The 14,100-nt window shown below is 71.1% G+C and carries 16 protein-coding genes; 8 read left to right on the top strand and 8 right to left on the bottom strand.

The features are described 5' to 3' along the window. Positions 1 to 3 precede the first annotated feature (3 nt). The 4 genes from ABZ374_RS15625 to ABZ374_RS15610 all read right to left on the bottom strand — a co-directional run bounded on the left by ABZ374_RS15625 (position 4) and on the right by ABZ374_RS15610 (position 2,400). Positions 4 to 564, bottom strand: coding sequence for a Dabb family protein (locus tag ABZ374_RS15625; protein WP_360311092.1), 561 nt, complete (start codon positions 562 to 564; stop codon positions 4 to 6). Beyond that, complete coding sequence (locus ABZ374_RS15620; protein ID WP_360311090.1) at positions 561 to 1,031, bottom strand: NIPSNAP family protein; 471 nt, start codon at positions 1,029 to 1,031, stop codon at positions 561 to 563. The genes ABZ374_RS15625 and ABZ374_RS15620 overlap by 4 nt, the downstream gene beginning before the upstream one ends. Further along, positions 1,028 to 1,936 carry an LLM class F420-dependent oxidoreductase gene (locus tag ABZ374_RS15615; RefSeq protein WP_360311088.1) on the bottom strand — a complete coding sequence of 303 codons (909 nt, stop codon included), beginning with the start codon at positions 1,934 to 1,936 and terminating at the stop codon, positions 1,028 to 1,030. The genes ABZ374_RS15620 and ABZ374_RS15615 overlap by 4 nt, the downstream gene beginning before the upstream one ends. A gap of 209 nt (positions 1,937 to 2,145) precedes the next feature. Continuing rightward, on the bottom strand, positions 2,146 to 2,400 hold the full coding sequence (locus ABZ374_RS15610) for a hypothetical protein (RefSeq protein WP_360311086.1): 255 nt from the start codon (positions 2,398 to 2,400) through the stop codon (positions 2,146 to 2,148). Between the two features lie 170 nt (positions 2,401 to 2,570). Between ABZ374_RS15610 and ABZ374_RS15605 the strand changes: the two genes are divergently transcribed. The 8 genes from ABZ374_RS15605 (at position 2,571) to ABZ374_RS15570 (ending at position 10,567) form a co-directional block, all read left to right on the top strand. Next, positions 2,571 to 3,734, top strand: a complete 1,164-nt coding sequence (locus ABZ374_RS15605; protein ID WP_360311337.1) for a glycosyltransferase — start codon at positions 2,571 to 2,573, stop codon at positions 3,732 to 3,734. Between the two features lie 93 nt (positions 3,735 to 3,827). Beyond that, entirely contained in the window at positions 3,828 to 4,499 is a 672-nt protein-coding gene (locus ABZ374_RS15600) for a GntR family transcriptional regulator (protein WP_360311335.1), read from the top strand. Between the two features lie 142 nt (positions 4,500 to 4,641). Next, positions 4,642 to 5,766 carry a TIGR03364 family FAD-dependent oxidoreductase gene (locus ABZ374_RS15595; RefSeq protein ID WP_360311084.1) on the top strand — a complete coding sequence of 375 codons (1,125 nt, stop codon included), beginning with the start codon at positions 4,642 to 4,644 and terminating at the stop codon, positions 5,764 to 5,766. Between the two features lie 51 nt (positions 5,767 to 5,817). Continuing rightward, positions 5,818 to 6,495, top strand: coding sequence for a phosphonatase-like hydrolase (locus ABZ374_RS15590; RefSeq protein ID WP_360311082.1), 678 nt, complete (start codon positions 5,818 to 5,820; stop codon positions 6,493 to 6,495). A gap of 27 nt (positions 6,496 to 6,522) precedes the next feature. After that, positions 6,523 to 7,611, top strand: coding sequence for a 2-aminoethylphosphonate ABC transporter substrate-binding protein (locus ABZ374_RS15585; RefSeq protein WP_360311080.1), 1,089 nt, complete (start codon positions 6,523 to 6,525; stop codon positions 7,609 to 7,611). Positions 7,612 to 7,666: 55 nt separating this feature from the next. Then, complete coding sequence (locus ABZ374_RS15580) at positions 7,667 to 8,866, top strand: ABC transporter ATP-binding protein (protein WP_360311078.1); 1,200 nt, start codon at positions 7,667 to 7,669, stop codon at positions 8,864 to 8,866. Continuing rightward, positions 8,863 to 9,777 (top strand): 2-aminoethylphosphonate ABC transporter permease subunit, encoded by a 915-nt coding sequence (locus ABZ374_RS15575; protein WP_360311076.1) that lies wholly within the window; start codon positions 8,863 to 8,865, stop codon positions 9,775 to 9,777. The genes ABZ374_RS15580 and ABZ374_RS15575 overlap by 4 nt, the downstream gene beginning before the upstream one ends. Then, complete coding sequence (locus tag ABZ374_RS15570) at positions 9,758 to 10,567, top strand: ABC transporter permease subunit (RefSeq protein ID WP_360311074.1); 810 nt, start codon at positions 9,758 to 9,760, stop codon at positions 10,565 to 10,567. Before ABZ374_RS15575 ends, ABZ374_RS15570 begins: the two co-directional genes overlap by 20 nt. A gap of 42 nt (positions 10,568 to 10,609) precedes the next feature. Here ABZ374_RS15570 and ABZ374_RS15565 read toward each other — a convergent pair whose 3' ends face one another. The 4 genes from ABZ374_RS15565 to ABZ374_RS15550 all read right to left on the bottom strand — a co-directional run bounded on the left by ABZ374_RS15565 (position 10,610) and on the right by ABZ374_RS15550 (position 13,593). Further along, on the bottom strand, positions 10,610 to 11,479 hold the full coding sequence (locus tag ABZ374_RS15565) for a fused MFS/spermidine synthase (RefSeq protein WP_360311072.1): 870 nt from the start codon (positions 11,477 to 11,479) through the stop codon (positions 10,610 to 10,612). Between the two features lie 85 nt (positions 11,480 to 11,564). After that, positions 11,565 to 12,614, bottom strand: a complete 1,050-nt coding sequence (locus tag ABZ374_RS15560) for a 5'/3'-nucleotidase SurE (RefSeq protein ID WP_360311070.1) — start codon at positions 12,612 to 12,614, stop codon at positions 11,565 to 11,567. Between the two features lie 130 nt (positions 12,615 to 12,744). Next, positions 12,745 to 13,197, bottom strand: a complete 453-nt coding sequence (locus ABZ374_RS15555; RefSeq protein ID WP_360311068.1) for a hypothetical protein — start codon at positions 13,195 to 13,197, stop codon at positions 12,745 to 12,747. Positions 13,198 to 13,299: 102 nt separating this feature from the next. Then, entirely contained in the window at positions 13,300 to 13,593 is a 294-nt protein-coding gene (locus tag ABZ374_RS15550) for a hypothetical protein (protein WP_360311066.1), read from the bottom strand. Between the last annotated feature and the right edge of the window lie 507 nt (positions 13,594 to 14,100).

The following is a 14,100-nucleotide window of genomic DNA, read 5'->3' as shown; positions in this document are numbered from 1 at the left end:
CGGTCAGTCAGCATCATCGGCGGTGAGCACCGGCGGCTCGCTGCGGCGGAAGACGTGGGCCAGACCCGGTTCGACGATCGACCCGGGTACCTCGCCGTCGAACCAGCGGTCCACATGCGCCCAGTGGTACGGATTCAACAGATACTCGCCGGTCAGCCCCTCGACCGTGGCGTATTCCTGCTCCCATACATGCGTCCACGGCGACGCCGGCCCGGCCCGTTCGGCCACCCGGGACAGCGCCCACGAACGAATCGTCGCGATGTGCTCCGGCATCCCCAGCAGGTCCGACTCGAACTCCGCGAGCACGTCGGCGGATGCGCCGGTACGCACGGTCAACAGCAGCGTGCGCTTGATCCGGGGACCGTCCAGCGGCACGAAGGCGGCCCGCACCGGGCGCAACGCGACCGCCTGGGCCCCGGTGGGCAGTTCGGGAGCCGCGTCGGCGTCGAGATCCCAGGAGAAGCCGTGCCCGCCGACGCTGCCCGGCAGATCCGGTCCGGCCGAGCGCACCGCGCCGAGTCCGGGCTCGGGCATGGTCGGGGCGAGTACCACCCAACGTGTCATGCGTGCGCTCCGGTGCGGTGTGCGGCGCGGTCCGCCTCGGCGGGGACCGCGGCGGTGGGAGGCGTCCCGGTCGTTCCGGCCGCGGTCGGGTCCGCCGCCCCGGGGTCCGGGTCGTCCCCGGAGGGGGGCATCGCCGGTTGCAACGCCCGACGTTGCCGGTGCAACGCGTAGCCGTCGGTGGCCGCCCAGAACGCCGCGACGTCCGGATCGGCCGCGGCGGCACCGCGCATCGCGTAGAAGGCCCGGATCCCGGGCAACACCCACAGGATGTGCACGGTGGTCGCCTCGCGGCCCGCCGGCGAGCGCCAGACCCGTTCCAGTCGCATCCCGCGCCGCTGCGCGCCGGGCAGGTAACGATCATGGAACTGACGCAGCCACCACGCCACCTGATCGTTCGTCAGGGTGACCTGGTCGAGGATGTCGACCGTCTCGACGGCGGAGTCGGCGGCCGGGTCGATGCTGCTCACAACTTTTCCAGCACTCGTTCGCGGTACTGCGCGATCCGCTCGCGCAACGTGTCCAGCCCACCCGGCCCGGCCAGTTCGGCCGGGTTGGGCGCGAACACCAGGCGGCTCGCGCCCGCCTCGGTGAACCGGCGCACCCAGTTCGGGTCGTGCTGGCGCTCCCGGTCGCACGAGCCGGGCCACGCGGTGATCTCGACCGCGTGCTCGGCCCGACCGGCCGAGAGCGTCGACGCGCGCAACAATTGGGCGCGGGCCTCGAAGTCTTCGGCGGTGATCGTGTACGGGAACCAACCGTCGCCGATCCGCCCCGCCCGGCGCACGGCGGGCTCGCTGTTGCCGCCCAGGATCACCGGTACCGCGCCACGCTCGGGCTGCGGCAGGCAGTGCACCCGCTCGAAGTCGGTGAACCGACCGCGGAAGGTGGCCGGCGCGTCGGCCCACAACGCGCGCATCGCGCCGACGCACTCCTCCAGGCGGGCGCCGCGCTCGCCGAAGGTCGCGCCGACCGCGGCGTACTCCTCCTTCTGCCAGCCGATGCCCAGACCCAACATCAATCGGCCGGCGGAGTGTCGGTCGATGGTGGCGACCCGCTTGGCCAGCACCACCGGGCTGTGCAGCGGGGCGACCACCATCGCGGTGCCGAATCGCAACGTGCGCGACGCGCCCGCCAGGAAGGCGATGGTCTCCAGCGGGTCGGGCATCGGCACGACGCCGGCGGCGCTGGGGGTGCGCCCGGAATCCGAGTACGGGTACAGGGGTTCGTAGTCCTCGGCGACCACGACGTGTTCGACGGTCCAGACGGATTCGACGCCGCACTCCTCCAGCGTCCCGGCGAAGTCGCGCAGGAAGCCGCCCGAGGTGATCAGACCGTCCGCGAAGGGCGCCATCACGCCCAGCTTGATCGTCATTCTGACGCCCTTTCAGATCCCGTGTCCGCACCCTGCCGCGACGGGCGTGCGAGCGCAAGACCCGACCGACGGTGTCGTTGGACACGCGGCCGAAGGGCGCTTGACCTCGGTGTTCGGTCCCTGCATGCCGCGTGCGCCCGCCATCGGGGCGCGGGCGCACGCGGTTCGGGTGGGCAGCGGCAGGGGCGGAGACCGGTGGGGCGGCCCGGCTACCCGCCCTGGGCGAGCTCGACGAGTTCGTCGTGGCGATACAGCGGGCGCAGACCGTCGGCGAAGCGCACCATGTACCACTGGTACGGGGACAACGGCGGCCGATGCGCGTCCGCGAACACCTCGCACACCTCGCCGATGTGGCCGGTACTCAGACCCACCTGGACCTGCACCCGGGTGCCGATCTCGAATCCCTGCCAGCGGGTGGCCCCGCCGCGAACATGCTCCTGGGTCCTCGTCGTCGCGTCGCCCATGACGGGCACCGCCCTTCTGCCGATGGGTAGTTGACTCAACCTTCGAGAACGGGTCCCGTACCCGATATCGGGCCGCGCGAGCACGCTCTTGAGACAAGGACTCCGTTCGCGCGCGGACTTCACCCGGAAGGAGCGCCCGAGTGGCGCGGCCGAGCCGGCAGGCTTTCGGTGTGGACGTCCTGTGGTGGATCACCGCCGTTTCCGGTCTCGTGTGGCTCTATCTGACGCTGTGCCACGGCTGGTTCTGGCGCACCGACGTGCGCCTCGCGGCCTCGGCCGGGCCGGTGGCCGACACCGTGTCGGTGGCGGTGATCGTGCCCGCCCGGGACGAGGCCGAGGTGCTCGGCGAGAGCCTGCCCACGCTGCTCGCGCAGGACTTTCCCGGCCGGGCCGCGGTGCTCCTGGTCGACGACGGCAGCACCGACGGGACCGGCGAGCTGGCCCGGCGGCTGGGTACGGCCGGCCGGGTGCCCCTGAGCGTGACCTCGCCCGGCGATCCGCCCGCGGGCTGGACCGGCAAGTTGTGGGCGCTGCGGCACGGCGTCGCATCGGTCGGCGAGGTGGACTGGATCCTGTTCACCGACGCGGACATCGCGCACGCGCCCGATTCGCTCGCCCGCCTGGTCGGCGAGGCCGAGCGGGACCGGCTCGACCTGCTGTCGGTGATGGCCCGGCTGCGCACCCACACCCGGTGGGAGAAGTTGATCGTGCCCGCCTTCGTGTACTTCTTCGGCAAACTCTTCCCGTTCCGCCGGGTCAACCGGCCGGGCTCACGGGTCGCGGCCGCCGCCGGCGGTTGTGTGTTGGTGCGGCGCACCGCGCTGGAGCGGGCCGGCGGCGTGGCGGCGATCCGGGACGCGGTGATCGACGACGTGTCGCTGGGTACCGCGGTCAAGCGCGCCGGCGGCCGGATCCGACTCGTGCTCGCGGACCCCGAGCAGCACGTGGACAGTGTGCGGCCCTATCCGGCACTGGCCGATCTGTGGAACATGGTCGCGCGCAGCGCGTTCGCCCAGTTGCGGCACTCCTGGCTGTTGCTCGCGGGCACCGTGCCGGGCCTGGCCCTGGTCTATCTGGCGGCACCCGTCGCGTTGTTCGCCGGGATCGTCGGCGCGAACGGCCCGCTCGCGCTGCTCGGGCTCGCGGTGTGGGCGCTGATGACCGCGACCTATCTGCCCATGGTGCGTTATTACCGACAACCCGCCGCGGCGGCGGTGTTGCTGCCGTTCGCGGCCCTGTTGTACCTGGGCATGACGGTGCATTCGGCGCTGCGGCACGCTCGGGGGCGCGGGGCGGCGTGGAAGGGTCGCACGTACCCGGCGCCGGCCGAATAGGCTCCGTTCGTGCCCAGCCCAGACTCCACCGCCCGTCCCTATCGCGACGGCGTCCCCGAACACGGCCGCGTCCCCAAGTCGTACACGGTGAAGATGAGCCTGCTCCAACTCATGGACGAGTTGGGGGAGGACGCGTTGTTGCCCTCCGAACGCGAGCTCGCCGCGACCTACGGGGTCGCCCGCAGCACCCTGCGATCGGCGATCGGCGAGTTGGTGATGGAGGGCAGACTGCGCTCCGCCCGCGGTCGGGGCACCTACGTCGCGCCGCCCAAGCTGATGCAGCCGGTCAGCCTCGGCAGCTACACCGAGGCGGTGCGCTCGATGGGACTGACCCCCGGGCGTCGCGTGGTCACCCTGGAACACCACGTCGCGCAGCCCGACCTGGCCGACCGGCTGCGGCTGCGGACCGGCGACCTGACCGTGCACCTGGAGCGGGTGCTGCTCGCCGACGACGAACCGATCGGCCTGGAGAGCACCTATCTGCCGCTGGACCGCTTTCCCACCCTGCTGGACGTGCTGCGCCCGGAGGGCTCGCTCTACCAGTGCCTGCAAAAGGATCTGGGCGTGGTGTTCGCGGAGATAGAGGAGACGGTGGAGACCGTGCTGGCCGCGCCGCGCGAGGCACTGCTCCTGGAGACCAACCCGGCGCTGCCGATGTTGCTGGTGATGCGCACGTCCTACGACCCGGAGGGGGTGCCCATCGAGCGGGTCCGGGCGCTGTTCCGGGGGGACCGGATGGGATTCGCCACCCGCCTGCGGGCGTAGGCCCGACCCGCTTCGATAACGGAAAGGTAACAGGTTCGGACCTTAACGGACTGTTCACCCGGGCGACATACCGCCTCCGCATGCTCGGCATCGACCACTCCCAAGCTGGTCGCATTCACCCCCGAGTACGTGGAGGAAGCCGGTGCGAGTCATCGTCGTCGGAGGTGGCGTGCTGGGCACCATGCACGCCTGGCAGGCCATCGATCGAGGTCACGAGGTTGTGCACATCGAGCGCGAGCGCGAGGCGCGCGGTGCTTCGGTACGCAACTTCGGCCTGGTGTGGATCGGCGGCCGGGCCGGTGGCGACGAACTGGACACCGCGGTCCGGGCCCGCGAACTGTGGGAACGCATCGGCGCCGACGTGCCCGGCACCGGCTTTCGGCCCAACGGTTCGCTCACCATGTGCCGAGGCGCCGAGGAGGTCGCGGTGGCCGAGGCGGCCCTCGCCCTGCCCGACGCCACCGAGCGCGGCCTGAAGCTGCTCACCCCGGGCGAGGCCCGGGCGCACAACCCGGCGCTGCGCGGCACCTTCGACGCGGCGCTGTGGTGTGAGCGGGACGGCGCGGTCGAATCCCGGGTCGCGCTGCCCGCACTGCGTACGCACCTCGCGGCGAGCGGTCGCTACACCTGGCTGCCCGGCCGCGAGGTGCGCGACCTGCTGCCGAGCGGCACCGGCGTGCGCGACGACCACGGACACGTGCACGAGGGCGACCTGGTGCTGCTGTGCACCGGCGCCTGGCTGACCGGCCTGGTGCGCGAGCTGGCCCCCGAGCTGCCGGTGCGCCGGGTGCGGCTGCAGATGATGCAGACCGACCCGCTCGACGAGCCACTGACCACCTCGGTCGCCGACGGGGACAGCTTCCGCTACTACCCGGCCTACGCCGGCACCGCGCTGGAGGCGCTGAGGAGCGCCCGTCCGCAGGCGCCGGTGCCCACCGAACACCGCATGCAGCTGCTGATGGTCCAGCGCCTGGACGGCGGCCTGACCATCGGTGACACCCACGAATACGACGAGCCGTTCACCTTCGACGTGGACTCCGCGCCCTACGAGCACCTGGCCCAGGTCGCCGAAGCGCTGCTCGGTCGCCCGCTGCCGGCCGTTCGCCGCCGCTGGGCCGGGGTGTACGCGCAGACCACCGACACCACCCGCGTCGTGCACCGCGAGCAGGTCGCCCCGGCGACCTGGCTGGTGACCGGCCCCGGCGGACGCGGGATGACCTGCTCGCCCGCCATTGCCGAACAGACCGCGCGGCTCGCCGGTCTCTAAGCCCTCCCGCTTCCCCCGCCCGTCGCCGAAAGCCCAACCGGAGCACTACTCATGACGCACTATCAACTCGCCGTCCTGGACATGGCCGGCACCACCGTCGCCGACGACGGCCTCGTCGTCGAGGCGTTCACCCGGGCGATCGGCGCGGCCGGAGTCGAGGCCGGCTCCGCCGACTTCGAGGACAAGCTCGGCTACGTCCACGCCACCATGGGCGAGAGCAAGATCACCGTCTTCCGGGCCCTGCTCGACGGCGACGAGGAACGCGCGCAGGCCGCCAACCTCGCGTTCGAGAGCGCCTATGCCGACCTGGTGTCCCAGGGCCGCTGCGCGCCGATCGACGGCGCCGAGGAGGCCATCCGCGCACTGCGTGCGGCGGGCGTCGAGGTCGCCCTCACCACCGGCTTCGGCAGGCCCACCCAGGACGCGATCCTGACCGCGCTCGGCTGGACCGACCTGGCCGACCTGACCCTGTGCCCGGCCGACGCCGGGCGCGGCCGGCCGTACCCGGACCTGGTGCTCACCGCGGTACTGCGGCTGGGCGTCGAGGACCTGCGCGCGGTCGCCGTGGTCGGCGACACCGCGTTCGACGTGCTCACCGGCCTGCGCTCCGGCGCCCGTATCGCCGCCGGTGTGCTCACCGGCGCCCACGACCGCACCGCGCTCGAAGCGGCCGGTGCCACCCACGTACTCGGCTCCATCCGTGAACTTCCCGCCCTGCTCCAGGGCTGATTCGTCTTTTCGAAAGGGCGATTTCCCATGCGACGCATTCTCGGCCTCACCGCCGCAGCCACCGTGGTCGTGCTCAGCGCGAGCGCCTGCGGCGGGACCGGCGGGAGCGGTTCGGACGACACCAGGCCCGCCGCGAACGCCGCCCCCGGCAGCGCCCCGGCCAAGGGCTCGGGCAGCGTGACCGTCTACTCCGTGGACGGGCTCGCCGACTGGTACACCAAGCGCTTCGCGGACTTCGAGAAGAAGACCGGGATCAAGGTCAACCTGGTCGAGTCCGGCTCCGGCGAGGTGGTCACCCGGATGGAGAAGGAGAAGGGCAACCCGCAGGCCGACGTGGCGATCACGCTGCCGCCGTTCATCCAGCGCGCGGCCCAGGCGAACCTGCTCACCGCGTACGCGCCGGCCGGCGCCGACCAGGTGCCCGCGACCTCCAAGGACGCGCAGGGCCGCTACGTGGCCGTGGTCAACAACTACGCGTCCTGGATCTACAACCCCGACCAGGCCAAGCCCGCGCCGACCAAGTTCCAGGAACTGACCGACGGCCGGTTCAAGTCCAAGCTCCAGTACTCGACGCCGGGCCAGGCCGGGGACGGCACCGCCGTGCTGATCCAGCTCCAGCACCTGTACGGCAAGCAGGGCGCGCTCGACTACCTCAAGCGGCTCGAATCGAACAACGTCGGCCCGTCCTCCTCCACCGGCAAGCTCCAGCCCAAGGTCGGCAAGGGCGAACTCACCGTGGCCAACGGCGACCTCCAGATGAACCTGGCGTCCATCCACAACGACAAGTCCAACTTCAAGGTCTGGTTCCCGGCCGACGACGCGGGCAAGGCGTCGACGTTCGCGTTGCCCTACTTCATGGGTCTGTCCTCGGGCGCCCCGCACGCCGACGCCGGTCGCAAGCTGATGGACTACCTGCTCTCCCCGGAGGCGCAGACCTCGGTCTCCGCCGAGGCGCTCGGCCTGCCCGCCCGCGAGGACGTCAAGCCGACCGACGCCAACGCCGCCGAGATCACCAAGGCCCTGGAGGGCGTCGAGATCTGGGCGCCGGAGTGGGACACGGTCCTCAAGGACCTGGACGCCGACCTGGCCGCGTACAACAAGGCCGTCGGTCGCTGACCCGACCGAGGTCCACCCACACCCCGAGATGACCGCGGACAGGGAGGGAACCCGCATGACCGCACCAGCCATCGAGCGCACCGAGGCGATCACCGTGAGCGCAGCGCCGACCCCGCCGGCGATCGGCATCCAGGATCTGACGGTCCGATACGGATCCGTCGTGGCCCTGGAAGGACTGAGCCTGGAGGTCGCCCGAGGCGAGACGGTCGCCCTGCTGGGCCCGTCCGGCTCGGGCAAGTCCACGGCGCTCAAGGCGGTCGCGGGTTTCCTCCGACCCGCCGGTGGGCGGATCACCCTGGCCGGTCGCGACGTGACGTACGAACCGCCGAACAAGCGCGGAATCGGCGTCGTCGTGCAGAACTACGCGCTGTTCCCGCACATGCGGGTCGCGGACAACGTCGCGTTCGGCCTCAAGGCCCGCCGGATACCGCGCGCCGAGGTGGCCCGCCGGGTCACCGAGGCGCTGGACATGGTGGGCATGGCGAGCTACGCCCGGCGCCACCCCCGCGAGTTGTCCGGCGGGCAGCAGCAACGGGTGGCGATCGCCCGGGCGTTGGCCATCCGGCCGCCCGTACTGCTGCTCGACGAACCGCTGTCCGCGCTGGACGCGACGCTGCGCGCCGACCTGCTCGGCGAGTTGCAGCGGCTGCGCGCCGACCTGCCGGACGTGGCGATCATGTACGTGACGCACGACCAGACCGAGGCGCTCGCGCTCGCGGATCGCATCGCGGTGATGCGGGACGCGCGGTTGGTCGACCTGGACGCCACGGATCGGCTGTATCGACGCCCGCCCAGCGAGTTCACCGCGTCCTTCCTGGGTGCGGCCAACCTGTTCGGCGCGCGGCTGCTCGCGGCGTGCACGGCCGGGGACGACGCGGTCGAGGTCGCGGTGGGCGGGCTGACCGTGACCGCCGATCCCACCCGCGCGTTCGCCGAGGGCGAGCGGGCGCTGTTGGTGGCCCGCCCGCACACCCTGGGGGTGACCGCGGTCGACCACCCGAACACGTTGCCCGCGACGCTCACCGCGACCCAGTGGCGCGGCGCCGACTACCGGCTGACCTGTGTGCTGGACGGCGCGGCGGGTCCGGCGGACGAGTCGGACGAGTCGGGGCGGTCGGAGCAGTCGGGTCGCGCCGGTCGGGAGATCCGGATCGATGTGACCGACCTGGCCGACGTCCCGGCGCTGGGCGAGCGACTCGGCGTGGCGCTGCCCGCCGAACCGTGCGTCCTGGTCCCGGCGGGAGCGGCCGGATGAGCGCGACCCTGACCGAGCCGACGAGCGCGGCCGAGTCGATTTTGGCCCCGGCGCGCGCGAGCAAGGCCCGCGGCGGGGCGTCCCGGGCGTTGTGGGTGCTCCCGCCGCTCGTGCTCGCCGCCGGATTCTTCCTCTATCCGCTCGCCCTCGTGGTCAAGCAGTCCTTCGTCGACAAGAACGAGCGGGTCGGCCTGGACGTATGGCGCGACGTGCTGAACTCGCCCTCGTTCGGCGACGCGCTGTGGAACACGGTCAAGATCGCCGTACTGTCCACGCTCGGCTGCCTGGTGGTCGGCTTCTTCCTGGCCCTGGTGTTGTCCTTCGTCCCGTTTCCCGGCGCCCGTGCGGTCGGTCGGATCGTGGACACCGTGCTCGCCTTCCCGTCCTTCCTGATCGCGCTGGCCTTCACCTTCCTGTACGGCACGGCGGGCGTGGTCAACGCGGCGGCGGACAAGCTCGGCCTGGGCGAGCCGCTGGTCGGCTTCCTGTACTCGCCGTGGTGCGTGGTGTTGGCCGAGATCACCTTCTACACGCCGTTCGTGATGCGCCCGCTGCTCGCCGCGTTCGCGTTGGTCCCCCGGGACCGGCTCGACGTGGCGGCCTCGCTCGGCGCGGGGCCGCTGCGGGTGATCGGTCAGGTGCTGTTGCCCGAGGCGTGGCCCGCCCTCGCGGCCGGCGGCAGCCTGACCCTGCTGCTCACCCTCAACGAGTTCGGCATCGTGCTGTTCATCGGCGCCAAGGACGTCACCACGCTGCCGATGCTCGTGCACGCCAAGGGCGCGGTCACCTTCGACTACCCGGGCGCGTGTGTGGTCGCGGTGGTCGAGGTCGCGCTCTCGCTCACGCTCTACGCGGTCTACCGATTCGTCTTCTCCCGGACAGGAGCCGGCCGTGCTGGTCTGGTCGCGTAGCGGACGTGCCCTCGTCTGGGCGCTTTTCGCACTCGTTTTCGCCCCTCTCGTGCTCGCTCCGCTGGCGATCCTGGGCATCGCCGCGTTCGCCGGCGACTGGAACAGCGTGCTGCCCGCGTCCTGGACGAGCGAGAACATCCGCGAGGCCACGGCGGGCACCAACCACGACAGCCTCGTGGTCAGCATCGAGACCGCGCTGGGCGCGTCGCTGATCGCGATCGTGGTCGGCACCTGGGCGGCGATCGCCGCCCGGACCGCGCCGCGTTGGCTTCGCCGGCTCACCGACGCGGTCTTCCACCTGCCGGTCGCGGTGCCGTCGGTGGTGGTCGGGCTCGGCATGCTGGTGGCCTTCAGCGACGGCCCGATCCTGCTCAACGGCACCAAGTGGATCGTGATCGCGGCCCACGCGGTGCTGGTGGTGACGTTCGCCTACTCGACGGTGTCGGCCGGACTCGACCGGACCGACGCGGCCTTCGCGGACGTGGCCGCCTCGCTCGGTGCGAGCGCCGCCCGGGTGCTGCTGCGGGTACGGCTGCCGATGTTGCTGCCGTCGATCACGGCGGCGGCGAGCCTGGCGATTGCCCTGTCGATGGGCGAGGTCGGCGCGACGATCATGGTCTACCCGGCCGAGTGGCGGACGCTGCCGGTTTCGGTCTTCACCCTGACCGACCGGGGCAAGGTGCTGCTCGGGTCCGCGGTCACGGTGGTGCTGCTGGTCGCGACGCTGGTCGTGCTGACGATCGTCGGCCTGCTCAAGGGCCGGGTGGAGGAGCGCAAGCGGCGGCGGTAGCGGTGCGTCGACTCGCCGTGTGGTGCGTCGGTGCGCGTCGGTTCAGTTCCGGCCGAAGGTCCGGGCGGGCGGGGCCGGCGACGCGACCGCCGTGGCGTCGTGCACCACGGCCGCCCCGCCGGGGAAGTCGGCCAACGCGGAGCCGTGCTCGACCCGACCCGGGAACGGGTCGGCGGCCGTGCGCCGCGCCAGCGCGGCGACCGGCAGCTCGCCGTGCGAGGCGACCACCAGCACATTGCCGAACCGACGTCCGCGCAACACCGCGGGGTCGGCGATCAGCAGCAGATTCGGGAACACCGAGCGCACCGTCGCCACCTGCGACCGGACGAAGTCGAGCCGGCCCCCGTCGGCCAGATTCACCGCGTACACCCCACCGGGAGCAAGCGTCCGGGCCACCTCGCCGACGAACTCGGCCGACGTCAGATGCGCGGGCACGCGGGAATCGGCGAACACGTCGACCACGGCGAGATCGAACGCCGCGTCCGGCGCCCTGCCCGCGATCTCGCGGGCATCGCCGGCGCGTACCCGGATCTGCCAGTTCTTGTCCCACGGCAGTTCCCGCCGGACGAACTCCACCAACTCCGCGTCCAACTCGGCCACCTGCTGTCGCGACCGAGGCCGGGTGGCCGCCACATAGCGGGCCAGGGTGAGCCCACCGCCACCGAGGTGGAAGGCCCGCAGCGGCTTGCCGGCGTCGGCGATCAGGTCGACCAGGTGGCCGAGCCGACGCACGTACTCGAACTCCAACCAGGTCGGGTCGCCCAGATCCACATGCGACTGCGGCGACCCGTGCAGGCGCAGCGTCCATGCCCCGGCCCGATCCGGATCGGGCTCCAACTCGACACTGCCGGAACCCACCTCGGCGCGGACCGGCTCGGGCGCGCGCCCGCGTCGACGCTGCTTGTCTGCCATCCGACCAGTATCGAGCCGGTCGACGCGCGATGCGGACCGCCCCGATCCGGCCGGATCGAGACGGTCCGCGCACTCCCGGCAAGGATCAGCGGCCGGTCTTGACGAAGCGCTCCAGCTTGTCGTCCGCGCCGCCGCGCAGGGTGCGGTCGCCGGTCGCCGCGGAGACGGTGATGTTCCCCTTGTTCAGCTCGGTCCAGTCGGCGTGCCGCTTGGTCTCCGGACGGCAGAAGGTGCCGGGCTCCGCGCAGTCGCCCTGACCGATCGCGAAGGTGTCACCGTCGGGGGCGGCCGAATACGCGATCGCGACCACGGTCTCGGTGCCGATCTCGGTCCACACCGGCCGACCCGGCTGCTTCCCGGGCACCACGTTGGGGTGGTTGATGTTGATGACGTATTCGTCAGACAGCGCCTTGCGGTCCTTGAGCTGCGCCACGTACGAGGGCAGGAAGTCGGCGAACGCCCGGTAGGTGGCCGGAGTCACCTTGAACGTCTCCATGTCGAAGCCGCCGCTGAGTGCGATGGCCGGCTTGCCGTTCTCGATCGCGGCGATCGCGGCGCCCAGGGTGCCCGAGTCGTTGGTGACCGAGGCGACGTTGGGCCCGGAGTTGATGCCGGTGAGCACCAGGTCGGGACCGTTGCGCCAGCCGACCTTGGCGGCGAGTCCGCCGCGCAGGGCGAGCCGCACGGTGTCCACGGGGGTGGCGCTCGGGGTCGTCGGGCCGCACGGGGCATTGCCCTTGCAGACGCCGAAGACGGCTCCCTTGCTCGGGGCCTGGGCACAGTCGCCCTCGAAGCCGGTCGGCAGCGCGGTGCGCTTGGACACGGTGAGCGCGCCGCTGCCGGTGGCCGCGGTACCGAAGCCGCTCATGTACTGCCACGGCGCCATCACCACGACATCCGCCCCGGCGGCACACAGCGCCCGCCGTACCTCGTAGACGCCCCGCCCGTCGGCGCCGTCGGGCTTGGCGTTCTGCATCGAGTCGTCGTTGCTCAGCAGGATGCGCATCCCGGCGACGGACGGTCGGTGGTCGCCGTGACCGGGCGCCGCGTCGGCACTCCCGGTCAGGGCCAGGAGCAGGGCGCCCGCGCCGAGGGCGGCGGGCAGGGCGACGAAGCGCTTTCGCTGAAGCTTCATGTTTCCTCGACTCGACTTCGTGGCGAATACGGAGGAATCGACCGTCGCGTGTCCACGACGTCGACACTCGCGGCCGATTCAGGTGCGAGTGAACGTAGAAGCTAAACCTAGTGAGTAAAAGGTTTGAGACCTAAGCGTTACCGATGAGCCTGAGTCGGGGACTCTCCGTGGGCGGCAGAGCACGCCACGAGCAACTCTCGGCGGCGAAGAAGCACTGGGAGCGTCCGACGACATCGCCGGCGTCGACGGGTTCGTACGCCCCGGGCCCGTCGACCGGATCGAAGTCCAGATAGAAGAGGTCGCCGTACGTCTCATCGGTGAAACGCGACAGCACCGGGTCGAAATAGAGCATTCCGGAGAAACCCTTGCCGTGTTCGACCCGGTAGTCGCGAAGCCCCGTAAGGGTGAACTCGACCGGAATCCACGGCCAGCCGTGTTCCCGGTCCCGGGCATCGACCAGCACCCGCGCGGTCGCCCCACCCGGGCTGAACGGGTCGTCGATCTGTACTCGGGTGACACACCCGTTCCCGAAATCGAACAAGCCCAGGAGATCGCCCAGGCTGTCCGGGGTGAGCAGGGACATGGGGCCCTCCGGTCGGCGGCGGTGCAGTTCGGTACTCCACACCAATCATTACGACTGATGCGCCGCCACCGTACGGAAGTATCGAGCCGACTGCGCTCGTGATCAGACTCGGCCGACCAGCCGCGAGATCAGCGCACCGGCGGCCAGGTAGACCACCGCGGCCAGCCCCTGGTTCACCGCGACCCGTGCCTTGACGTTGTCGGGGGTGAAGAGATCCCTCGCCCACCGGGTCAGCCAATCCGCCCAGTCGGCGATGGTCTCCACCGCGCCGTTGGCGGGATTGGCTTCGAAGACGAACAGAATGATGTGCAGCAGGATGACGACTGCGATCCCTGCGGCGACGACGCTGACGACCGTCGCGATCGGGTTCACTCGCCGTGCGGTAGAGGTCACCATGCCGGGAGTCTGCTCGGACTCGAACACCCGAAACGGAGCCCGTGGGCGCCGGTTTGCAGTCGGCCCCCGGCCCCGGTAGGGTCCTCCAAGTTGCCCGACAGGGAGACCTGAGACAGATGCGAGCCTAGGCGCCCGCGCTGGCTGGTCCCGGGGTGGCCATTCCGATCACTTGAACCGGGTGTGGTGCGCATGCGCATCACACATGTCGTCCTGTGCTCGGGAGTCCCTGCGGATTGCCGGAACGCAAATTACTGCCGATTAGACGGTGGGAAATGCGATCCGCTAATGTTCGGGGCGTCGCAGAAAGCAGCGGGAAGAACAAATTTCCGAAGCCGAAGCGGTGAGCGAAGCGGGTCGAAAGACCTGGTAAGCTCGAAGAGCCGGAAGCCGAGGAAACGAGAGTTTCGAAGGTGGAAAGCAACGGACGAAAAGCGGGTCGCAGGATCTGCTAGAGTCCGGAAGGCGGAAAGCGCGGAAACGCGGTGGAAGCCGAAAGCGAGGAAAGCG

Origin of the sequence: Embleya sp. NPDC005971, from assembly GCF_040629175.1 — a bacterium.
In the GTDB taxonomy this organism is placed as follows: domain Bacteria; phylum Actinomycetota; class Actinomycetes; order Streptomycetales; family Streptomycetaceae; genus Embleya.
Note: the sequence above shows the minus strand (reverse complement) of the source record. Positions and strands in the feature narration are given on the sequence as shown.